Raw genomic sequence first — 19,745 nt, forward strand, 5'->3', positions numbered from 1 at the left:
ACCTGGCAGGCGCCTGTCACCTGATGGGCCCAACCGGGCGGTCGGTGGGCCATGACGCCGCCGAGGCCGGGCTGGGGCTACTGGCCTCCCGCATCTGGCACCGAGTCCTTGGGCCGGGAGTCCTGTGACGCGCCGTTCTCCGCCGCGAGTTTCTTCGACCCGCCGTTCTCCGGCGCTCTGGGCTCCGGCGCCCTCGTCTCCGGCGCCCTCGTCTCCGGCGCCCTCGTCTCCGGCGTCCTCGTCTCCGGCGTTCTCGGTTCCTGCCGCGGGGCGCGCCTGTGATGCAGCCGGGAGCGTACGTCGGCGTGCGGCAGGAACTGCGCCCAGCGCTCGGGGAACTCCGAGGGCGGGGTGATCTCCGCCGCCCCGTCGTCCGCGGTGCGCTGCTCCCAGGCCCGCCTCCTGGCCGACTCCTCCCGGGCCCGGGCGGCCGACTCGGCGCGCCCGGCGGCGGTGGCGACCGACGGCCAGACCCGGTCGATCGCGGCATTGACGGCCGCGCCGACGAGCACCGCGAAGGCGGACACACCGATCCACAGCAGCACGGCGACGGGCGCGGCCAGCGAGCCGTAGATCGTCGGCCCCTCGACGGTGTGGAGCAGGTAGATACGCAGCAGGAAGCTGCCGAGCACCCACATCGTCAGGGCGACGAGCGCGCCGGGGATGTCCTCCCGCCAGGGCGAGCGCACCGGTACGGAGACGTGGTACAGGGTGGTGAGGAAGGCGACGGACAGCACGATCACCACGGGCCAGTACAGGATCCGTACGAGGTCCCCGCTCGCGGGCACCAGGTCCACGACGGTCTCCGGGCCGATCACCATCAGGGGCAGCGCCACCGCCCCGATGATCAGCGCGACCAGATAGAGGAGGAAGGCCAGCAGCCGGGTCCTGACGATCCCGCGGCGGCCTTCGAGCCCGTACATGATGGTGATGGTGTCGACGAAGACGTTGACCGCGCGGGACCCGGACCACAGGGCGATGCCGAAGCCGAGCGAGATGACGTCCGGGCGGCCGCCCTTGATGACGTCGTCCAGGAGCGGCCGGGCGATCTCCCTGACCCCCTTGTCGGACAGCACAGTCCCCGAGGCGTCGAGGATGTTCTGCCGGATGGTGGCCACGGTGTCGGTGCTGGTCCACACGTCGAAGTAGCCGAGGAGCCCGATCAGGCCGAGCAGCAGCGGCGGCAGCGACAACAGGGTGAAGAAGGCGGCCTCGGCGGCCAGGCCGGTGACCCGGTACTCCATGCAGGAGTGGACGGTGTCCTTCAGCAGCAGCCAGGCCATCCTGCGCTTGGATACGTTGCGGTACAAGGCGCGGGCCTTGTTGAGCCGACCGGACGGCTTCGACGGTTCTTTCCCTGGCTGCACCTTCTCACGGTATCCGCCCCGGGGTGCCCGAGGGCGCCCGGAGTTTCCCTCCGTGACCAGCCGGTGACCAGGCCGGACGGGGGCGGCCGGGAGCCCCGGCAGACCCAGCAGCCCTGGAAAGGGGCCGAACGTCGGCGGAGGGGATGCCGCGCCGACTCGGTACCGCCCTCCGCCACGCCCACTGTCCGTGCCGGGTACAGCCATGCGCAAAGGTTGCGCGGCGTTGCAGCCGCCCGCCGCGGTCGTGATGGGATGTGCCGTATGAGCATCACGGTCACCACCTGGTCCCTGGAGCAGACCTCGCCCGCGGACCTCGCCCCGGCCCAGCAGCCCCCCGCCTCCGCGGAGGTGCGGATCGTACGGGCCGAGATCCCCTGCCCGGAGTTCAACCGCTTCCTCTATACGGCCGTCGGCGCGGATGTGGCCTGGACGGACCGGCTGGGGTGGACCGTCGAGCGGTGGCGGGAGTTCCTGGAGCGCCCCGGGGTGGAGACCTGGGTCGCGTATGAGCGCGGCACCCCGGCGGGGTACATCGAGCTGGACGGGCAGGACGAGGGCGTGGTGGAGATCGCGTACTTCGGGCTGCTGCCCGCGTTCCGGGGGCGCCGCATCGGCGGGCACCTGCTGACCTGGGGCACCGCCCGCGCCTGGGACCTGGCCGAGCGCTGGGCCGGGCGGCCGCCGACCAAGCGGGTGTGGGTGCACACCTGTAGCAAGGACGGGCCGCATGCGCTGGACAACTACCGGCGGCGCGGGTTCCGGGTCTTCGACACCAAGCTCGACACCGAGCCCGCGTGAGACCGAGTGAGCCGACCGCCCGGACCGCAAGTGACGCGACAGGTGACCAAGGACACAGCGTCTCACCATGCGGGACATAGTTGTCCAAATATTGGATGATGGTGGACTGCCCTGAGACCCCCATGCCACGCTTCCCTCATGTCTCGAGCTGGAATTGCCTTGGTGAGTCGGCGCCACGTCGATCTCGGCCGCATGTCCAGCGCGATCTGTCCAGTCGACTGAGGCTGTACCCATAGGCGGCCCCGACCCCGGGTAGCGCCGCCGGCACCGCCGCGTTCCCCGCCGCCCCCGACGTCGTGGGCGCCCGCGTATGTCTCGATCTCCCCGCCACCGCACCCCGCCCTCCGCCGCATCGCCGTGCCCGCCTGCGCAAAAGCGCGGGTCACCGAGGGCGTGCACCGAGCACCGTCCGACCGCACCAGAGCCGCTCAGAAGGACACACACCGCCATGGCCGCCACCCCGGACCGCCCCAGCGCAGCCACGCCCCGCCGCAAGGCCGGACGCCACCGCGGCGAGGGCCAGTGGGCCGCGGGCCACTTCACGCCCCTCAACGCCAACGAGCAGTTCAAGAAGGACGACGACGGTCTCAATGTGCGGACACGCATTGAGACGATCTACGCCCACCGTGGCTTCGACGCCATCGACGGCGCCGACCTGCGCGGACGCATGCGCTGGTGGGGCCTGTACACCCAGCGCAAGCCCGGCATCGACGGCGGCAAGACCGCCATCCTGGAGCCGGAGGAGCTGGACGACGAGTACTTCATGCTGCGCGTCCGCGTCGACGGCGGCCGGCTGACCACCGAGCAGCTGAGGGTCATCGGCGAGATCTCCCAGGAGTTCGCCCGCGGCACGGCCGACATCACCGACCGGCAGAACATCCAGTACCACTGGATCCGGATCGAGGACATGCCCGAGATCTGGCGGCGGCTGGAGGGAGTCGGCCTGTCGACCACCGAGGCCTGCGGCGACACCCCGCGCGTCATCATCGGCTCGCCGGTCGCCGGGATCGCCGAGGACGAGATCATCGACGGCACCTCGGCCATCGAGGAGATCCACCGCCGGTTCATCGGCAACAAGGAGTTCTCCAACCTGCCGCGCAAGTTCAAGACGGCCATCTCCGGCTCGCCGCTGCTCGACGTCGCCCACGAGATCAACGACATCGCGCTCGTCGGCGTACGCCACCCCGAGCACGGCCCCGGCTTCGACCTGTGGGTCGGCGGCGGCCTGTCCACCAACCCGAAGATCGGCGTCCGGCTCGGCGCCTGGGTCCCGCTGGACGAGGTCCCGGAGGTCTGGGCGGGGGTCATCGGCATCTTCCGCGACTACGGCTACCGGCGGCTGCGCACCCGCGCCCGGCTGAAGTTCCTGGTCGCCGACTGGGGTGCGGAGAAGTTCCGCCAGGTGCTGGAGGACGAGTACCTGAAGCGCAAGCTGGTCGACGGCCCCGCGCCCGAGCAGCCCGTGCAGCAGTGGCGCGACCACATCGGCGTGCACCGCCAGCAGGACGGCCGCTACTACATCGGCTTCGCGCCGCGCGTCGGCCGCGTGGACGGGGCCACCCTCACCAAGATCGCCGAACTGGCCGAGGCACACGGCTCCGGCCGGCTCCGCACCACCGTCGAGCAGAAGATGATCGTGCTCGACGTCGAGCAGGACCGGGTCGACTCGCTCGTCGCCGGCCTGGAGGCGCTGGACCTTCAGGTCCAGCCGTCGCCGTTCCGGCGCGGCACGATGGCCTGCACCGGCATCGAGTTCTGCAAGCTCGCGATCGTCGAGACCAAGGCGCGCGGCTCCGCGCTGATCGACGACCTGGAGCGCCGCCTGCCCGAGTTCGACGAGCCCATCACCATCAACCTCAACGGCTGCCCGAACGCCTGCGCGCGCATCCAGGTCGCCGACATCGGCCTCAAGGGCCAGCTGGTCATGGACGACAACGGCGACCAGGTCGAGGGCTACCAGGTCCACCTGGGCGGCGCGCTCGGCCTGGAGCCCGGCTTCGGCCGCAAGGTGCGCGGCCTCAAGGTCACCTCCGCCGAACTCCCCGACTACATCGAGCGCGTGCTGCGCCGCTTCCAGGAAGAGCGGGAAGAGGGCGAGCGGTTCGCGACGTGGGCGGCGCGGGCGAGCGAGGAGGCGCTGTCGTGAGCGACGCACGCGCGGCCGCCGGGCCGCAGACGACCACGATGCGCCCGCTGTCGCCGCGCGGGCGGAGAAGCGAACAGGAAAGCACAGCGAGCGACGCACGCGCGGCCACCGGGCCGCAGACGACCACGATGGCCGCACCTCTGCGCCGCGCGGGCGGAGAAGCGAGCGGTAATAAGGAGGCGCCATGAGTGAGCGTGCGGCGCCTTTCTACTGCCCGTACTGCGGGGACGAGGACCTGCGCCCCTCCGAGGAGGGCCATGGCGCGTGGGAATGCGCGTCCTGCAACCGCGCGTTCCGGCTGTCGTTCCTCGGGCTGCTGGCCAAGGGCCTGCGGCGCGACCACGGCGAAGGGGGCACGGCGATATGACCGAGCAGCGGCAGAACACCCTGGACCTGCAAGAGCTGGCCGAGCGGGCGGGGCGCGAGCTGGAGGACGCCCCGGCGCTCGAGATCCTGCGCTGGGCAACCGACACCTTCGGGCCGCGCTTCTGCGTCACCTCCTCGATGGAGGACGCGGTGGTGGCCCATCTGGCCTCCCGCGCACTGCCCGGCGTCGATGTGGTGTTCCTCGACACCGGCTACCACTTCCCGGAGACCATCGGCACCCGCGACGCGGTGGCGGCCGTGATGGACGTCAACGTCATCACGCTCACCCCCCGCCAGAGCGTCGCCGAGCAGGACGCCGAGTACGGCCCGAAGCTGCACGACCGGGACCCGGACCTGTGCTGCGCCCTGCGCAAGGTCAAGCCGCTGGAGGAGGGGCTGCGCGGCTACGACGCCTGGGCGACCGGGCTGCGCCGCGACGAGTCCCCGACCCGCGCGAACACCCCGGTGGTCGGCTGGGACCCCAAGCGGGGCAAGGTCAAGGTCTCCCCGATCGCCCGCTGGACACAGGCGGACGTGGACGCGTACGTCGACGAACACGGCGTGCTCACCAACCCCCTGCTGATGGACGGATACGCGTCGGTGGGGTGCGCCCCCTGCACCCGGCGGGTATTGGAGGGCGAGGACGCACGGGCCGGCCGCTGGGCGGGCCGCGCCAAGACCGAGTGCGGGCTGCACGGCTGATGGCTGACCAGGAGAACCAGATGAGCGTGACACAGCAGGGCGCCACGGTATGGCTCACCGGGCTGCCGAGCGCGGGCAAGACCACGATCGCCTACGCGCTGGCCGAGCGGCTGCGCGGCGAGGGCCACCGGGTGGAGGTGCTGGACGGCGACGAGATCCGCGAGTTCCTCTCCTCCGGCCTCGGCTTCTCCCGTGAGGACCGGGACACCAACGTCCAGCGGATCGGCTTCGTGGCCGAGCTGCTGGCCTCCAATGGCGTCAAGGTCCTGGTGCCGGTGATCGCCCCGTACGCGGACAGCCGCGAGGCGGTCCGCAAGCGCCACCAGGCCGAGGGCACGGCGTATCTGGAGGTGCATGTCGCCACGCCGGTGGAGGTGTGCGCCGAGCGGGACGTGAAGGGGCTGTACGCCAAGCAGGCCGCGGGCGAGATCGCGGGGCTGACCGGGGTCGACGACCCGTACGAGGCCCCCGACGCCCCGGACCTGCGCATCGAGACGCATCAGCGGGGCGTGCAGGAATCCGCCGCGGCGCTCAGGTCGCTGCTGAGTGAGAGGGGACTGGCGTGACGACCGTGGCTCAGAGCAACGGGACCGGACCCGGCTCGGAAGACGGCGGCGACGACGGCGACCTTTACGCGCTGACGCACCTGGACGCGCTGGAGTCCGAGGCGGTGCACATCTTCCGCGAGGTGGCGGGCGAGTTCGAGCGGCCGGTGATCCTGTTCTCCGGCGGCAAGGACTCGATCGTCATGCTGCACCTGGCGCTCAAGGCGTTCACCCCGGCGCCGGTGCCCTTCTCGCTGCTGCACGTCGACACCGGGCACAACTTCCCCGAGGTCCTCGAGTACCGGGACCGTGCGGTGGCGGCCCATGGGCTGCGCCTCCATGTGGCCTCCGTACAGGACTACATCGACCGCGGAGTCCTCAAGGAGCGCCCTGACGGCACCCGCAACCCGCTGCAGACGCTCCCGCTGACGGAGAAGATCCAGGCTGAGCGGTTCGACGCCGTCTTCGGCGGCGGCCGTCGCGACGAGGAGAAGGCCCGCGCCAAGGAGCGCGTCTTCTCGCTGCGGGACGAGTTCTCGCAGTGGGACCCGCGCCGCCAGCGCCCGGAGCTGTGGAACCTGTACAACGGCCGCCACGCGCCGGGCGAGCACGTCCGGGTCTTCCCGCTGTCCAACTGGACCGAGCTGGACGTGTGGCAGTACATCGCCCGCGAGAACATCGAACTGCCGGAGATCTACTTCGCCCACGAGCGCGAGGTCTTCCAGCGCAGCGGCATGTGGCTGACCGCCGGCGAGTGGGGCGGGCCCAAGGACGGCGAGACGGTCGAGAAGCGGCAGGTCCGTTACCGCACCGTCGGCGACATGTCCTGCACCGGTGCCGTCGACTCCGACGCGACCACGCTGGACGCCGTCATCGCCGAGATCGCCGCCTCCCGGCTCACCGAGCGCGGCGCCACCCGCGCCGACGACAAGCTGTCCGAGGCCGCCATGGAGGACCGCAAGCGCGAGGGGTACTTCTAAGCATGACCACGACCATAGAGCTCACCGAGACCACCCTCCTGCGGTTCGCCACCGCCGGTTCGGTCGACGACGGCAAGTCCACCCTCGTCGGCCGCCTTCTGCACGACTCCAAGTCGGTCCTCGCCGACCAGTTGGAGGCCGTGGAGCGCGCGTCGGCGAGCCGGGGCCAGGAGGGCCCGGACCTGGCACTGCTCACCGACGGCCTGCGCGCCGAGCGTGAGCAGGGCATCACCATCGACGTGGCGTACCGCTACTTCGCCACGCCCCGGCGGCGGTTCATCCTCGCCGACACGCCCGGCCATGTGCAGTACACGCGCAACATGGTCACCGGCGCCTCCACCGCCGAGCTCACGGTCATCCTGGTCGACGCCCGCAACGGCGTCGTCGAGCAGACCCGCCGCCACGCCGCGATCGCGGCGCTGCTGCGCGTCCCGCACGTGGTCCTCGCGGTCAACAAGATGGACCTCGTCGACTACCGGGAGGCCGTCTTCGCGGCCATCGCCGAGGAGTTCACGGCATACGCACTCGAGCTCGGCGTCCCCGAGGTCACCGCCATCCCGATCTCGGCGCTGGCCGGTGACAACGTGGTGGAGCCGTCCGCGACCATGGACTGGTACGGCGGCCCGACCGTCCTGGAGCATCTGGAGACCGTCCCGGTCAGCCACGACCTGGCGCACTGCCACGCGCGGCTGCCCGTGCAGTATGTGATCCGTCCGCAGACCGCGGAGCACCCGGACTACCGGGGGTACGCGGGCCAGATCGCGGCCGGCTCGTTCCGCGTCGGCGAGCGGGTCACGGTCCTGCCGTCCGGTCGTACGACCAGGATCTCCGGCATCGACCTGCTGGGCGAGCCGGTCGACGTGGCCTGGACGACGCAGTCGGTGACCGTCCTGCTGGAGGACGACCTCGACGTCTCGCGCGGCGACCTGATCGTGCCGAGCAAGGACGCGCCGCAGGCCACTCAGGACATCGAGGCGACGGTCTGCCATGTCGCGGACCAGCCGCTGACGGTCGGCCACCGCGTGCTGCTCAAGCACGGCACCCGCACCGTGAAGGCCATCGTCAAGGACATCCCGTCCCGGCTGACGCTCGACGACCTGTCCCTGCACCCGCACCCGGAGCAGCTCGTCGCCAACGACATCGGCCGGGTGAAGATCCGTACCGCCGAGCCGCTGCCGGTGGACTCCTACGCCGACTCCCGCCGCACCGGCTCGTTCATCCTGATCGACCCGGCCGACGGCACGACGCTGACGGCGGGCATGGTGGGCGACTCGTTCGCGACCGCCTCGACGGCCGCAGCCGGTGCCGGAGTCGACCAGGCCGATGACGACGGATGGGACTTCTGACCATGTCCCTGCTGAGCATGTCCGGTGATGTCTTCTCCACCTTCGCGAAGGAGGGCGGCCGCGTCGGCAGCGGCGCCCTGGGCAGCGGCCAGGGAGGGGTCGGCCGATGTGTGAGCTGACCTGGCACATTCCCGCTCCCCCGCCGCACCGCATCCGAAGACCTTCCCCCAGCTACCGCTGGGAGGGACCCCCTGACTGCCGGGCGCCCTGACGCTGTCCCCGGCCCTCCGAGAGGAACACCTCCCGTGTCCGTCGACCGCACCACGCACCCACGACCGGCCTTCCGCCGACGCACCCGCCTCCTCGCGGCGGCCGCCGCCCTCCCGCTGCTGATCGGCGCGCTGGGCGCCTGCGGCTACGGCTCCAAGAAGGACGACACGGGAGACAAGGCCGTCCCCGCCGCCGGCGGCAAGAAGATCGACGGCCTGGACAAGGTGAAGATCGGTTACTTCGCCAACCTCACGCACGCCACCGCGCTGGTGGGTCTGCGCAACGGCGGGCTGATCCAGAAGGAGCTCGGCGGCACCAAGATCCAGCCGTTCGTCTTCAACGCGGGCCCGTCCGAGATCGAGGCGCTCAACGCGAACTCCATCGACATCGGCTGGATCGGCCCCTCGCCGTCCATCAACGGCTATGTGAAGTCCCACGGCAAGAACCTCAAGATCATCTCGGGTTCCGCCTCCGGCGGGGTCAAGCTCGTCGTCAACCCGAAGAAGATCAAGACGCTTGACGACGTCAAGGGCAAGAAGATCGCCACCCCGCAGCTGGGCAACACCCAGGACGTGGCGTTCCTCAACTGGATCGCCGAGAAGGGCTGGAAGGTCGACGCCCAGAGCGGCAAGGGCGATGTCTCCGTGGTCCGTACGGACAACAAGGTGACCCCCGACGCCTACAAGTCCGGCTCGATCGACGGCGCCTGGGTGCCCGAGCCGACCGCCTCCAAGCTGGTCGCCGAGGGCGGCAAGGTGCTGCTGGACGAGTCCACCCTGTGGCCGGACAAGAAGTTCGTCATCACCAACGTGATCGTCCGGCAGGACTTCCTCAAGGAGCACCCGGACGTCGTGGAGGCCGTGCTGCGCGGCTCGGTGAACACCAACGCGTACATCAAGGCCAACCCCGACAAGGCGAAGGCCGAGGCCAACGCCGCGCTCGAGGCGGAGACCGGCAAGGCGCTCCCGGCCGAGGTGATCGACCCGGCGTGGAAGGGCATCCAGGTCACCGACGACCCGCTGGCCTCGACCCTGAACACCGAGGCGGACCACGCGGTGGCGGCCGGGCTCCTGGAGAAGCCCGACCTCAAGGGCATCTACGACCTGACCCTGCTCAACAAGGTCCTCAAGGCGGAGGGCAAGCCGACGGTCTCGGCCGCCGGGCTGGGCACCCAGTAGCCACCGAGCGCCCGCGTACGCACGCAACGCGTACGCGGGCGCCCCGTACGCACGCACACACGCACGTACGCACCCATCAGGAGGTGACCGGATGTCCCCGGCACTGACCACCGACAAGGCCGACCGGGCGGGCGCGGCAGCCGCGGCAGGCTCGTCGCATCCCACCGGAGCTGTCCGGATCAACCACGTCCACAAGGCGTTCGGCCGCCCCGGCGCCGCGCAGCCCGTGCTCGACGACATCAACCTCGATGTGCGCCCCGGCGAGTTCGTCTGCCTCCTGGGCGCCTCGGGCTGCGGCAAGTCGACGCTGCTCAACCTTGTCGCGGACCTGGACAAGCCGACCGCCGGGACCATCGAGGTCCCCGGCGGCCGGCCGGCCCTGATGTTCCAGGAGCACGCGCTCTTCCCGTGGCTGACCGCGGGCAAGAACATCGAACTGGCGCTGCGGCTGCGCGGCGTGCCGCGCGCCGACCGCAGGCCCGAGGCGGAGCGGCTGCTGGAGCTGGTGCGGCTGGGCGGCTCGTACGGGAAGCGGGTGCACGAGCTGTCCGGCGGTATGCGGCAGCGCGTCGCGCTCGCCCGCGCGCTGGCGCAGGACTCCCGCGTGCTGCTGATGGACGAGCCGTTCGCCGCGCTCGACGCCATCACCCGCGATGTGCTGCACGGCGAACTGACCCGCATCTGGAGCGAGACGGGCGTCTCGGTCCTGTTCGTCACGCACAACGTACGCGAGGCGGTGCGCCTGGCCCAGCGCGTGGTGCTGCTGTCCTCGCGGCCGGGGCGGGTCGTCCGGGAGTGGGCGGTCGACATTCCGCAGCCGCGCCGGATCGAGGACGCGGCCGTCGCGGACCTGTCCATTGAGATCACCGAAGAACTGCGTGGGGAGATCCGCCGCCATGGCCGGCACTGAGATCACCGGCGAGTCGCCGAAGACGACGGCCGCCGTCGAGAAGGCGGAAGAGCCGGGGAAGCAGACCAGCCAGGACCTGGCGGGCCTGGAGGCCGGGCTCGACGCGCTGGACGCGGTGCAGATCCGGCGCACGTCGCCGGCCGAGGTGCTGGTCCAGAAGGTGCTGCCGCCCATCGTGGCCGTCGCCCTGATCCTCGTCGTGTGGAAGGTGCTCGTCTGGGCGAAGGTCACCGACGACTACAAGCTCCCCGACCCCAAGCTGGTCTGGGACGCGCTGGAGCAACTGTGGCTCCGCGGCGAGCTGCTCGACATCGTCTGGACCAGCGTCTCGCGCGGCCTGTTCGGCTTCCTCATCGCGCTGGCGATCGCCACCCCGCTGGGGCTGGTCGTCGCCCGGGTGAAGTTGATCCGCGCCGGGATCGGCCCGATCCTGTCCGGGCTGCAGTCGCTGCCCTCAGTCGCGTGGGTGGCGCCCGCGGTGATCTGGCTGGGCCTCAACGACAAGATGATGTACGCCGTCATCCTGCTCGGCGCGGTCCCCTCGATCGCCAACGGCCTGGTCGCCGGCATCGACCAGGTGCCCCCGCTCTTCCTGCGCGCCGGACGCACGCTCGGCGCCCGGGGCCTGGTCAGCGCCCGGCACATCCTGCTGCCCGCCGCCCTCCCCGGCTATGTCGCCGGCCTCAAGCAGGGCTGGGCGTTCTCCTGGCGCTCGCTGATGGCCGCGGAGATCATCGCCAAGTCCCCCGACCTGGGGCTCGGGCTCGGCCAGTACCTGGAGAACCAGCGCAACAACTCCGACATGGCGGGGGTGCTGCTCGGCATCATCATGATCCTGTTCGTAGGGATCGCGATCGAGCTGCTGATCTTCGCCCCGATCGAGCGGCGGGTGCTGCGCAGCCGAGGCCTGCTGGCAAGCACCCACTGACACCCGCAGCCCTGCACCCGTAGCCCCGCACCCCCGCCCGTACCCACCCCCGTAAGGAATCCGGTAACGCCTCCCGTGACGTCCCCCGCCCCCACCCTGCTGGTCATCGCCCATGGCAGCCGCGACCCACGCCACGCGGCGACCGTCGCCGCGCTGTGCGCGCGGGCGCGGTCGCTGCGGACGGGGCTGCGGGTGGAGGCGGCGTTCCTGGAGTTCAACGCGCCGAGGGTGGGCCAGGTCCTGGACCGCCTAGCGGCGGAGGGCACCCGCGACATCGTCGCCCTCCCGCTCCTCCTCACCCGCGCCTTCCACGCGAAGGCCGACATCCCGGCGGTGCTTCGCGAGGCGACGCCCCGCCACCTGGGCCTGCGCGTCCGGCAGGCCGAGGTCCTGGGCCCCTCGCCGCTGCTGACCCAGGCCCTGGAGCGGCGCCTGTACGAGGCCGGGCTGCGGCCCGGCGACCGACGCTCGACCGGGGTCGTCCTGGCCTCGGCGGGCTCCACCGACCCGGAGGCGATCGCGGTGATCGCAGAAATCGCGCGGGAGTGGCGGCACACCGGTTGGTGCGCCGTGCGGCCCGCGTTCGCCTCCGCGGCAATTCCCGCGGGGTTCCCCCGCACCGCGGACGCGGTGCGCGCGCTGCGCGCCGAGGGCGCCCGCCGCGTGGCCGTCGCCCCGTACGTCATCGCCCCCGGCCGCCTCCCGGACCGCATCGCGCACGGGGCGCGCGAGGCGGGCGCGGATGTCCTGGCGGGCGTCCTGGGCCCGGCCCCGGAGCTGGCCCGGCTGCTGCTGCACCGCTACGACGAGGCACAGGCCCAGAAGCTCACGGCGCTCAGCGCCTGACGGCGGCCGGGCGCCGGCCCTCCCGAGGGGCGAGACCACCGCCGCCAAGGGATAATCCAGCTACTCATCACTCGGTCGGACCACGCTCCTTCCAACCGTTCACCACCCCTTCCGCGCCCCGTCCCGCGCCCTTGTCAACCCGGCCCCCGGACACCGCTGGACTTGCCTCCACCCACCAGGACGTCGCAGGACGTCGAGGCCCCCAGGGGGATGTCATGCGCAACCAACGCGACACTCGTACACTCGGAGCCGACAGAGCCCGTCGTGGCGCCCGTCAGCGTGTCGCGGTCGCCGTGGCATCCGCCGTCGCGCTGACGGTCATCAACCCCTGGCTGGTCCCCGGAACGGCACAGGCGGCCACCGCCGCCCAAGTCCGCTGGACGACACAGACGGTGGCCCCGGGCGTCGAATTGCGTACCGGCGTCATCCAGCGCCCCGACGCCAAGCCGGCCTGGACGGTCACCATCAACGCCCCCGCCGTCAACCGGCTCACCGGCGCCCCGACGTTCGCCCCGCTGGGCAGCCGCGCCTGGGCCGAGGACACCGTGCGGCGGCTGCGCGACGCGGGTCTCGAGCCGCGCGTGGAGCAGGTCGGCTGGCCCGCGTACGCGGACACGCCGCGCGGCACGATGGGCTGGCGGGTGCGCGTGGGCTCGTACGCCACCTCGGCCGAGGCGCAGCTCACGACCCCGAAAGTGACCCCGATCGGCCTCCAGCCGGCCGTGGAGTGGACCGGCTACGACATTCAGCAGCCGGCCGACCGGGAGAGCGTGCACGTCGCGGTCATCGATCCGGCCGCCTTCACCGGCACCGTCGAGAGCACGCACAACGGCGATGTCGCGGACCGCGAGACGACCTCCTCGGTCGCCGCGAAGACCGGGTCACTCGTCGGCGTCAACGGCGGCTTCTTCATCACCTCCGACACCGACGGCGTCCAGGGCACGGTGTCCGGAATCGGCGCCTACGGCGGCGAGCTCCAGTCGATGGCCGCCGGCTCGCGGGCCGCGCTGATCCTTGGCGACGGCGGCCGGCGCGCCCGTATCGCGGATCTGACCACCACGGTCACCGCGCGGGCCGGATCCGCCGCCTACCCGGTGCAGGGCATCAACCGGGTGCCCGGCAAGGTACGCAACTGCGGCCGCCCCGGCACCACCCCCACCGACCTGCCCCGCCAGGACCTCACCTGCTCCAAGGCCGACGACCTGGTCAGGTTCACCGCGTCGTTCCGCACCGACCTGCCCGCCGGTCCGGGCGTCCAGGTCGTACTCGGCGCCGACCACCGCGTGGTCTCCGTCGGCCCGCGCGGCGGCGAGGTCCCGTCCGGCGGCACGGTGCTCCAGGGCATCGGCGGCGCCGCCGACTGGCTGACCTCCCACGGCCGCCCGGGCGAGCGCATAGCCGTGCAGGAGGTCATCCGCGACACCGCCGGCCGACAGGTCCGGCTCGGCCCCGACGACAGCATCGTCAGCGCCGCGCCCACCCTGGTGGAGAACGGCCGGATCGTCATCGACGCCGCCACCGAAGGCATGCTCGACCCCAAGGACCTCTCCTTCGGCTACGCCTGGTCCAACGGACGGCAGCCCCGCACCATGGCCGGCCTCGACAAGCGCGGACGCCTGCTCCTCGTCACCGTGGACGGGCGCCAGCCCGGCGTCAGCGAGGGCTTCACCCTGGCGGAAGGCGCGGATTTCATGCACTCCTTGGGCGCGGAGCAGGCGCTCAATCTGGACGGCGGCGGCTCCAGCGCCATGGCCGTGGGCGGCAAGCTTGTCAACGCGCCCTCGGACGTGGCGGGCGAACGGGCGGTGGGCGACACGGTCCAGGTGCTTCCGGCGCGCGCCGGTCGGTGACTTTGTAGTGGATATGAGACGACGACACGCCGTGGCGTCGGCGTGTCGCTGTCCCAAATCCACTACAAACCGACATGCCTCCTACACGAGCAGATCCAGGCCCTTGTGCCCGATGCCCGGAGCGTTGAGGGCCAGCCAGCCGAGGCCGCGTATCCGCGTATCGGAGTCGATCTCCGTGGGGTCGACGGACAGCCGACCGCACGCGTAGGCCGCCCTCGCCATGCCCTCGTTCGGCTCGGCCTCGTCGTACTCCGGGTCGAAGTCCTCCTCGTCGATGCGCAGGTCCTCCCAGGACAGCGGCTCGCCGACCCACTCGGGGTCGCTCTCCGCCGCGTAACGCCGCCGGATCCGCCCCTTCTCCGCCACCACCCAGATGTCCGCCCCGGCCACCTGGTCCTCGAAGAACATCTGCGCCTCGCCGCAGTGCTCGCTCAGCCGCTCCACCGCGCCCATCCACTCGTCCCAGCCCTCACCGACCACGTCGATGAGGTTGCCGAAGATCAGCCGCCAGCCGTCCAGTTCCGGGGTGATGAACACGGGCAACGCCCCCCGGTGCCACGGCTTGTCCTCCACATCGGCGCCCTCCTCCAGCGTGACCGGGAACCGGTCGTGCAGCCCCAGCGCCTCGAAGACCCCCTCGTACGCGGCGCCGGGCACCGCGTACCACCAGCCGCGCGGCTCGAGTCGAAACGGCTTCTCCCCACTGGCCTTGATCCGCGCGCGCCGCTCCAGCAGTGTCTTGTCGCGGGCGTCGAGGCGGTCGATCAGTCCGGTGGCGAGAAGGTCGCGAAGCCGTTCGTACGTCATGGCCCAGACTCTAGGTGGCGGGGGTGACAACGCGGGTTTCGGCCACCTCGATTACCGTGCCACTCATGGCATCCATGGAGAGTCCGCTGCGCCGATGGTGGTCGACGGCGGCCGCCGTGGCCGTCGCGCTGATCGGCGCGCTGCTGCTGGCAGGCCAGGTCAAGCAGGTGTGGAACGGCCACGCCGAGCTGGCCGCGCTGCGCGCGCACGGGCTGCACGCACGGGCCCAGGCGTCCCTGACCACGACCTGCTCCCAGGGGCGTGGCATCAGCTGCACGACGTCATCGGTGTGGCTCGATTTCATCGACGCCGACGGCGATCCCGTCACCGTGCCGGAAAAGGCGATCGACGGCTCGCTCTACGTCCCGCACGGCCACCGGGACACGGAGGACCGCGTGGCGACGACCGTCGTCTACGACCGGGCAGACCCCTACGAGGCCCAGCCCGCCGGAGCCCTCGACCAGAGCGTCCTCGACCTGGCGGCCCGTCACTGGATCGCCCTCACCATCGCGCTCGCCCTGCTCGGCGCGGGCGTCACCGGCGCCATCGCCGCCTGGCCGACGCCCCGCCCGGCACCCCGGCGCCCCGCCTGACGACAATTGGCGTGCCTCCCACCCCGCCCCCGTGATTCGCTACCCGCATGGCAAGACTGCGACTCGACCGCGTGCTCGTCGTGGACATCGAAGCGACCTGCTGGGACGGCCCGACCCCCGAGGGCATGGCATCCGAGATCATCGAGATCGGCCTGTGCGAGCTGGAGGTGGCCACCGGCGAGCGCTCCGGCCGCCGCGCCCTCATGGTCCGCCCCGAGCACTCCACCGTCAGCCCCTTCTGCACCGAGCTGACCACCATCACCCCCGAACAGGCCGCGGGCGGTGTCGGCTTCGCTGAAGCCTGCGAGATCCTGCGCGAGGAACATGGTGCCGGACACCGTGTGTGGGCAAGCTGGGGCGAGTACGACCGCGCCCAGTTCACGCGCCAGTGCGCCGCCACGAACGTCCCTTATCCGTTCGCCACCCGGCATCTCAACGTCAAGAACCTCTACTCGCTGATGCACTCCCTCGACCGCGAGCTGGGCATGGCGGGCGCCCTCCGCCACGCCGGGCTCGAGCTCGTGGGCACACACCACCGGGGCGTGGACGACGCGTGGAACATCGCGGGGCTGCTGGCGGGGTTGCTGGGGCGCGGCACACAGACCCCGGCCGAGCGGCCGCCTTCCTCCGAAGGGTGACCGCCCGGGCCGGTAGGCTCTGTTGTGATCACAACCATGGACCTCGGGGGATGGGCCTTGACGGAGTCGGAGCTTGGCCACATCGGCCCGTTCGAGGCCGTGGAGCACCTGTTCGCGCTGTGGCTGCCGCGATGGCGCCTGGCGGTCGTCGGCGGCGAAGCTCCCGCGTCCTGCGAGGAAGAGTGGACCACCGCGCCCTCCCTGGCCGAGGTGTCGGAATACGGGGCGTTCCCGTCGACGTTCGCCGACCCCGACGGGCGGCGCCATCCGGTGGCTGTCGAGTGGTTCGACATCGAAGATCCCGGCGAGACATCCGACGGCCCCCTGCACGCCTCGTGGGGCCTGCCGGACGACGGTGCCGAGCAGGCGTTCGCGCTGCTCATGGAAGCACTGGAGGCGGAACCCGACAGCCTGGACCGACGAGGCCGGGCGCTCGCCGGATACCTGGCCGGTTACCTGGTGACAGACGGTACGGACCTGCTGCGGATCACGGTGGCCGCCGAGCCGGACGGCCCCGCGCTGGACGACGAGCTGCACCTGCTGGTGCGCTCCGGCAAAAGAACCACACGTCTGGCACTGGCCCCCACCCCGGTCGCCCCCACCGTCAACGATGCGCCCGAGTACCGGATCGCCTGCGTCACGACACTGCTGAGCGAATTCCTCCGGATCAACAACACCGACGCGGTGACCTTCGAGGTGACCTTCGGAACCCATGACGTCGACCTGAACGTCGCGGACCCCGACGCCGCCTTCCGCGCGGGCTGGTCCGGAGACGAACACTGGCTGATCGCGGAGGAGGGCGACGACGAAACCGACGACGTCCTCTGGGCGCTGGACGCCGCCTCCCTGAAAGCCGCGCTGACCCAGTCCGAACGGAACATGGTCGCGGCGGCCCGGGCCCAGACCCTGGTCTGGGAGTTCGACTCCACGACGCCCGAGATCCCCGGCGACGAGCTGGTCTCCTGGCTCGCCCGCGACCTCCTCGAAACGATCGTCACCGAGATCACCGGGGCGCCCGGAATCCCACCCGTTCTCGCCTACGCCAAGAACTTCCCCCTCGATTCGGTCCTGCACGGCGAGGGGGACTCGTGTCTTCTCCTGATCGGAGCACAACGCACCGCCCTCATCTACATCAGCGGTTAGCGGCAGAGAGAAATGCTGGAGTCCAGAAACATGAGCGCCGACGACATGCGCGTCGAAGATCACGAGGGCCCTTGGACGGTCGAGGACGTCCTCGCCCTCCCGGAGCACCCGGCACGCGCCCGCTATGAGCTCGTGGACGGTGCCCTCATGGTGTCTCCCGCACCCGGCTGGGATCACCAGATCGTGTCCTCGGAACTCCACCGCCAGATCAACACCGCCCTGACGCAATCCGCCGCGCCCTTCCTCTCCGCCGGGGCGGCGATGGTGACGGGAGAGTCGAGACTGTTCATCCCCGACATCGCCATCGTCGACCGCGCCGCCGTCCAGCGCGGGACGCTGGCCGTGCCGCTCGAAGCGGTCCTGCTGCTCGTGGAAATCGTGTCACCGTTCAACCGGTCCACCGATCGCATCCTCAAGCCCGCGCTCTACGCCCAGGCGAAGGTGCCGGCCTACTGGCGGGTCGAGCTCGAACCCGATGTGCGGGTTGTGGTACACGAGCTGTCCGTCGACACCTACCGCGAGGTGGCCACGGTCACGGGCAAGGAATCCATCCAGGTCGCCGGGGAGTTCAGCGTTGACCTGGACGTCGCCGCTCTGCTCGGCGATCTGGCGAGCTGAGCAACTGGCCCTATCGCAGCAAGGCAGGCAGGTCCCAGACCCGTATCGTGCCGTCCCGCCCCGTGCTGAGGACGACGTGCCGGCCCCGAAGCGTGGCGGTGAGGACGGCCTCCACGCCGCCTCGGTGGCCGATCAGCGGTGCGCCGACCTGCTCCCCCGCGGCGAGGTCCCAGATCCTCACCGTCTCGTCCTTGGCCCCGGTCACCGCGAGGGACCGACCGCCGGCCTCCACGGTGTCCATGGCGCGGACACGGTCCTCGTGGCCGGCGATCGGGTCATGGATCGGCTCGGCATCATCGTCGCCCTCTGACAGCTCCCACACGTACACCTCGTCGGAACCGGAGGCCGCCGCCACGATCGGGCGCTCATCGAGCCGGGCGAGGGAGACGGCCCGGACCTCGCCGTCGTACGGGGAGAACCGCGCCAACGGCTCGTTCCGGGCCAGGTCCCACACATCTATCCCCAAGCCGCCCGACGCGACCAGCGAGCGGCCCCCGATCCACGCGGTCGCGAGACTGGTGATGTCGTCTTCCTCGCCGGGCAGTTCGACCGGAGACGCGTCGCCGGACACACCTCGTACCACGACTTCGCCACCGTATTGCGAGCCCGTCACGAAGCGCGGTGGCCCCTCCCCTCGAACGGTGGCGACGGCACCGAGGTAGTCCGCGTCATAGGTCGTCCCGCAGAGCAGTGCGCCGCTCTCCAAGTCCCAGATCGCCGGGGCCTGTTCGTCGCCGCCCGCGGCCAGCACGACACGCCCGCCGGAGACGGCCGCGGCCACCGAGCCGATCTCGTTCTCGGCGTCGGGGTACTGCGCGGCACGCGGATCCTCGGCGAAGGCGTACGCCAGTGGCCGCTTCCGCCACTCGTCCCGCAGCGGATCCCAGGTCCACACGGCCCCGTCGAAGTCGGCGCAGACCACCACCGGACCGCCGCCGCCCGCCTCGACCAGCGCGAGGTCTGTGATCGGGCATGCGGAAGGTATGTCGCTGCTGAGGAGCAGCAGTGCGTCAGACATGCGGCAGAGACTAGCCGCCCGATCGGACATCAGCCCACGACCGGCAGTTCGGCTCGTGACGCCCCTGTTTGGGGATGGATACGGGCTTGGCCGTGAGGGGTTCGTACAGGCTGTGCAGGGCCACGAGAGCGGCATCGTTTCCGAGCACCAAGGGGGCCGAGGGCCGGTCGGCGATCCGTCGGAGTTCTTGGAGCACGTCCGCGAAAGGCTGCCGCCCGAGTCGCCGCACCCGGCTGTCCACTTCGGCCTTGTCGCCCGTCGCCAGGTATTCGGCGCACTTCGCCAGGGTGTCGAGACACTGCCCCACCGCGTCCAGCCTGCCATGGCGCAGGGAGCCGCGATTGAGCCGGAAGACATCGATGGAAGCGCAGCCTCGCGCGGTCAGGCAGTGATACTCCCCGCTGGTGAGAGAAAGCCGGAAGTGGTCCGCCCGTTCGTCCGCCGTGGGGTCGACGAGCAGGGGATTCCCGGCCGCGTCTCGCGGGAACGCACCGCCCTTGGCGTGGGTGTTGCAGAAAGCGCAGGCGAGCAGGTGGTTGTACCAGTCGAAGACCCGTCGTGGCGCATGGTTGAGGGGCTCGTGGTGGTCGATCGCCGTGCCGAGGCTTTCCGAGCAGTACATGCAGCGCTCGATGCCGCTGGCCATGGCGCGTAACGCGTCGGCGACCCTCCTGCGCGTGCCGCTGGCGGCCTTCCAGGCGCTCCGGGCAACGGCTTCGGTGAGGCCGACTTCGGGTAAGCGCTCATGTGCCGTGG

General features: G+C 71.1%; 22 protein-coding genes. 18 read left to right on the forward strand and 4 right to left on the reverse strand.

Annotated features, from left to right (window positions below):
- Nucleotides 1-77 precede the first annotated feature (77 nt).
- On the reverse strand, nt 78-1,367 hold the full coding sequence (locus ACWY4P_RS13300; protein ID WP_456210752.1) for a YihY/virulence factor BrkB family protein: 1,290 nt from the start codon (nt 1,365-1,367) through the stop codon (nt 78-80).
- A gap of 261 nt (nt 1,368-1,628) precedes the next feature.
- Here ACWY4P_RS13300 and ACWY4P_RS13305 point away from each other — a divergent pair, with 261 nt between their 5' ends.
- From ACWY4P_RS13305 to ACWY4P_RS13370, 14 genes are all read left to right on the forward strand, one after another.
- Nucleotides 1,629-2,165, forward strand: coding sequence for a GNAT family N-acetyltransferase (locus tag ACWY4P_RS13305; RefSeq protein WP_456210753.1), 537 nt, complete (start codon nt 1,629-1,631; stop codon nt 2,163-2,165).
- Nucleotides 2,166-2,303: 138 nt separating this feature from the next.
- The gene (locus tag ACWY4P_RS13310) at nt 2,304-2,387 is read left to right on the forward strand and encodes a putative leader peptide (RefSeq protein ID WP_456212911.1); all 84 of its coding nucleotides are present in this window, start codon (nt 2,304-2,306) and stop codon (nt 2,385-2,387) included.
- A gap of 226 nt (nt 2,388-2,613) precedes the next feature.
- Entirely contained in the window at nt 2,614-4,311 is a 1,698-nt protein-coding gene (locus ACWY4P_RS13315; protein ID WP_456210754.1) for a nitrite/sulfite reductase, read from the forward strand.
- A gap of 184 nt (nt 4,312-4,495) precedes the next feature.
- Complete coding sequence (locus tag ACWY4P_RS13320) at nt 4,496-4,678, forward strand: hypothetical protein (RefSeq protein ID WP_319694816.1); 183 nt, start codon at nt 4,496-4,498, stop codon at nt 4,676-4,678.
- Nucleotides 4,675-5,379, forward strand: a complete 705-nt coding sequence (locus tag ACWY4P_RS13325; protein WP_456210755.1) for a phosphoadenylyl-sulfate reductase — start codon at nt 4,675-4,677, stop codon at nt 5,377-5,379. The genes ACWY4P_RS13320 and ACWY4P_RS13325 overlap by 4 nt, the downstream gene beginning before the upstream one ends.
- 20 nt (nt 5,380-5,399) lie before the next feature.
- Nucleotides 5,400-5,945 (forward strand): adenylyl-sulfate kinase, encoded by a 546-nt coding sequence (gene cysC / locus ACWY4P_RS13330; RefSeq protein WP_456210756.1) that lies wholly within the window; start codon nt 5,400-5,402, stop codon nt 5,943-5,945.
- Nucleotides 5,946-5,950: 5 nt separating this feature from the next.
- Nucleotides 5,951-6,904, forward strand: a complete 954-nt coding sequence (gene cysD, locus ACWY4P_RS13335) for a sulfate adenylyltransferase subunit CysD (protein WP_456212912.1) — start codon at nt 5,951-5,953, stop codon at nt 6,902-6,904.
- Between the two features lie 2 nt (nt 6,905-6,906).
- A complete protein-coding gene (locus ACWY4P_RS13340) occupies nt 6,907-8,250 on the forward strand; it encodes a sulfate adenylyltransferase subunit 1 (RefSeq protein WP_456210757.1) in 1,344 nt (447 codons plus the stop codon).
- Nucleotides 8,238-8,369, forward strand: coding sequence for a hypothetical protein (locus tag ACWY4P_RS13345; RefSeq protein WP_456213387.1), 132 nt, complete (start codon nt 8,238-8,240; stop codon nt 8,367-8,369). The genes ACWY4P_RS13340 and ACWY4P_RS13345 overlap by 13 nt, the downstream gene beginning before the upstream one ends.
- 126 nt (nt 8,370-8,495) lie before the next feature.
- Entirely contained in the window at nt 8,496-9,638 is a 1,143-nt protein-coding gene (locus tag ACWY4P_RS13350) for an ABC transporter substrate-binding protein (protein ID WP_456210758.1), read from the forward strand.
- Nucleotides 9,639-9,729: 91 nt separating this feature from the next.
- Nucleotides 9,730-10,548, forward strand: coding sequence for an ABC transporter ATP-binding protein (locus ACWY4P_RS13355; RefSeq protein WP_456210759.1), 819 nt, complete (start codon nt 9,730-9,732; stop codon nt 10,546-10,548).
- A complete protein-coding gene (locus ACWY4P_RS13360; RefSeq protein ID WP_456210760.1) occupies nt 10,535-11,476 on the forward strand; it encodes an ABC transporter permease in 942 nt (313 codons plus the stop codon). Before ACWY4P_RS13355 ends, ACWY4P_RS13360 begins: the two co-directional genes overlap by 14 nt.
- Nucleotides 11,477-11,551: 75 nt before the next feature.
- Nucleotides 11,552-12,322 (forward strand): sirohydrochlorin chelatase, encoded by a 771-nt coding sequence (locus ACWY4P_RS13365; RefSeq protein WP_456210761.1) that lies wholly within the window; start codon nt 11,552-11,554, stop codon nt 12,320-12,322.
- 293 nt (nt 12,323-12,615) lie between these two features.
- Entirely contained in the window at nt 12,616-14,172 is a 1,557-nt protein-coding gene (locus ACWY4P_RS13370) for a phosphodiester glycosidase family protein (protein ID WP_456210762.1), read from the forward strand.
- An 81-nt stretch (nt 14,173-14,253) separates the two neighbouring features.
- Here the strand turns inward: ACWY4P_RS13370 and ACWY4P_RS13375 are convergent, their stop codons facing one another.
- Nucleotides 14,254-14,979, reverse strand: coding sequence for a hypothetical protein (locus ACWY4P_RS13375; RefSeq protein WP_456210763.1), 726 nt, complete (start codon nt 14,977-14,979; stop codon nt 14,254-14,256).
- Nucleotides 14,980-15,044: 65 nt separating this feature from the next.
- Between ACWY4P_RS13375 and ACWY4P_RS13380 the strand changes: the two genes are divergently transcribed.
- From ACWY4P_RS13380 to ACWY4P_RS13395, 4 genes are read left to right on the forward strand one after another with little or no spacing between them, the layout of a single operon-like run.
- A complete protein-coding gene (locus tag ACWY4P_RS13380; protein ID WP_456210764.1) occupies nt 15,045-15,572 on the forward strand; it encodes a hypothetical protein in 528 nt (175 codons plus the stop codon).
- A 47-nt stretch (nt 15,573-15,619) separates the two neighbouring features.
- Nucleotides 15,620-16,210, forward strand: coding sequence for an exonuclease domain-containing protein (locus ACWY4P_RS13385; protein ID WP_456210765.1), 591 nt, complete (start codon nt 15,620-15,622; stop codon nt 16,208-16,210).
- Nucleotides 16,211-16,267: 57 nt separating this feature from the next.
- On the forward strand, nt 16,268-17,353 hold the full coding sequence (locus ACWY4P_RS13390; protein ID WP_456210766.1) for a hypothetical protein: 1,086 nt from the start codon (nt 16,268-16,270) through the stop codon (nt 17,351-17,353).
- Between the two features lie 30 nt (nt 17,354-17,383).
- The gene (locus ACWY4P_RS13395) at nt 17,384-17,971 is read left to right on the forward strand and encodes a Uma2 family endonuclease (RefSeq protein ID WP_456210767.1); all 588 of its coding nucleotides are present in this window, start codon (nt 17,384-17,386) and stop codon (nt 17,969-17,971) included.
- A 10-nt stretch (nt 17,972-17,981) separates the two neighbouring features.
- Here the strand turns inward: ACWY4P_RS13395 and ACWY4P_RS13400 are convergent, their stop codons facing one another.
- Nucleotides 17,982-18,989, reverse strand: a complete 1,008-nt coding sequence (locus ACWY4P_RS13400; RefSeq protein WP_456210768.1) for a hypothetical protein — start codon at nt 18,987-18,989, stop codon at nt 17,982-17,984.
- A gap of 10 nt (nt 18,990-18,999) precedes the next feature.
- Nucleotides 19,000-19,635 (reverse strand): HNH endonuclease, encoded by a 636-nt coding sequence (locus ACWY4P_RS13405; protein ID WP_456210769.1) that lies wholly within the window; start codon nt 19,633-19,635, stop codon nt 19,000-19,002.
- Nucleotides 19,636-19,745: the final 110 nt, after the last annotated feature.

It is taken from the genome of Streptomyces sp. LZ34 (assembly GCF_053890475.1).

Excerpts from the sequence above, each read along its gene's own strand:
- ACWY4P_RS13320 (WP_319694816.1), top strand. The coding sequence starts at position 4,496 with ATGAGTGAGCGTGCGGCGCCTTTCTACTGCCCGTACTGCGGGGACGAG.
- ACWY4P_RS13400 (WP_456210768.1), bottom strand. The coding sequence starts at position 18,989 with ATGTCTGACGCACTGCTGCTCCTCAGCAGCGACATACCTTCCGCATGC.
- ACWY4P_RS13345 (WP_456213387.1), top strand. The coding sequence starts at position 8,238 with ATGGGACTTCTGACCATGTCCCTGCTGAGCATGTCCGGTGATGTCTTC.
- ACWY4P_RS13355 (WP_456210759.1), top strand. The coding sequence starts at position 9,730 with ATGTCCCCGGCACTGACCACCGACAAGGCCGACCGGGCGGGCGCGGCA.
- ACWY4P_RS13310 (WP_456212911.1), top strand. The coding sequence starts at position 2,304 with ATGTCTCGAGCTGGAATTGCCTTGGTGAGTCGGCGCCACGTCGATCTC.
- ACWY4P_RS13375 (WP_456210763.1), bottom strand. The coding sequence starts at position 14,979 with ATGACGTACGAACGGCTTCGCGACCTTCTCGCCACCGGACTGATCGAC.
- ACWY4P_RS13325 (WP_456210755.1), top strand. The coding sequence starts at position 4,675 with ATGACCGAGCAGCGGCAGAACACCCTGGACCTGCAAGAGCTGGCCGAG.
- ACWY4P_RS13305 (WP_456210753.1), top strand. The coding sequence starts at position 1,629 with ATGAGCATCACGGTCACCACCTGGTCCCTGGAGCAGACCTCGCCCGCG.
- ACWY4P_RS13380 (WP_456210764.1), top strand. The coding sequence starts at position 15,045 with ATGGCATCCATGGAGAGTCCGCTGCGCCGATGGTGGTCGACGGCGGCC.
- cysC (WP_456210756.1), top strand. The coding sequence starts at position 5,400 with ATGAGCGTGACACAGCAGGGCGCCACGGTATGGCTCACCGGGCTGCCG.
- ACWY4P_RS13385 (WP_456210765.1), top strand. The coding sequence starts at position 15,620 with ATGGCAAGACTGCGACTCGACCGCGTGCTCGTCGTGGACATCGAAGCG.
- ACWY4P_RS13315 (WP_456210754.1), top strand. The coding sequence starts at position 2,614 with ATGGCCGCCACCCCGGACCGCCCCAGCGCAGCCACGCCCCGCCGCAAG.
- ACWY4P_RS13395 (WP_456210767.1), top strand. The coding sequence starts at position 17,384 with ATGAGCGCCGACGACATGCGCGTCGAAGATCACGAGGGCCCTTGGACG.
- ACWY4P_RS13405 (WP_456210769.1), bottom strand. The coding sequence starts at position 19,635 with ATGGCCAGCGGCATCGAGCGCTGCATGTACTGCTCGGAAAGCCTCGGC.
- ACWY4P_RS13360 (WP_456210760.1), top strand. The coding sequence starts at position 10,535 with ATGGCCGGCACTGAGATCACCGGCGAGTCGCCGAAGACGACGGCCGCC.
- ACWY4P_RS13340 (WP_456210757.1), top strand. The coding sequence starts at position 6,907 with ATGACCACGACCATAGAGCTCACCGAGACCACCCTCCTGCGGTTCGCC.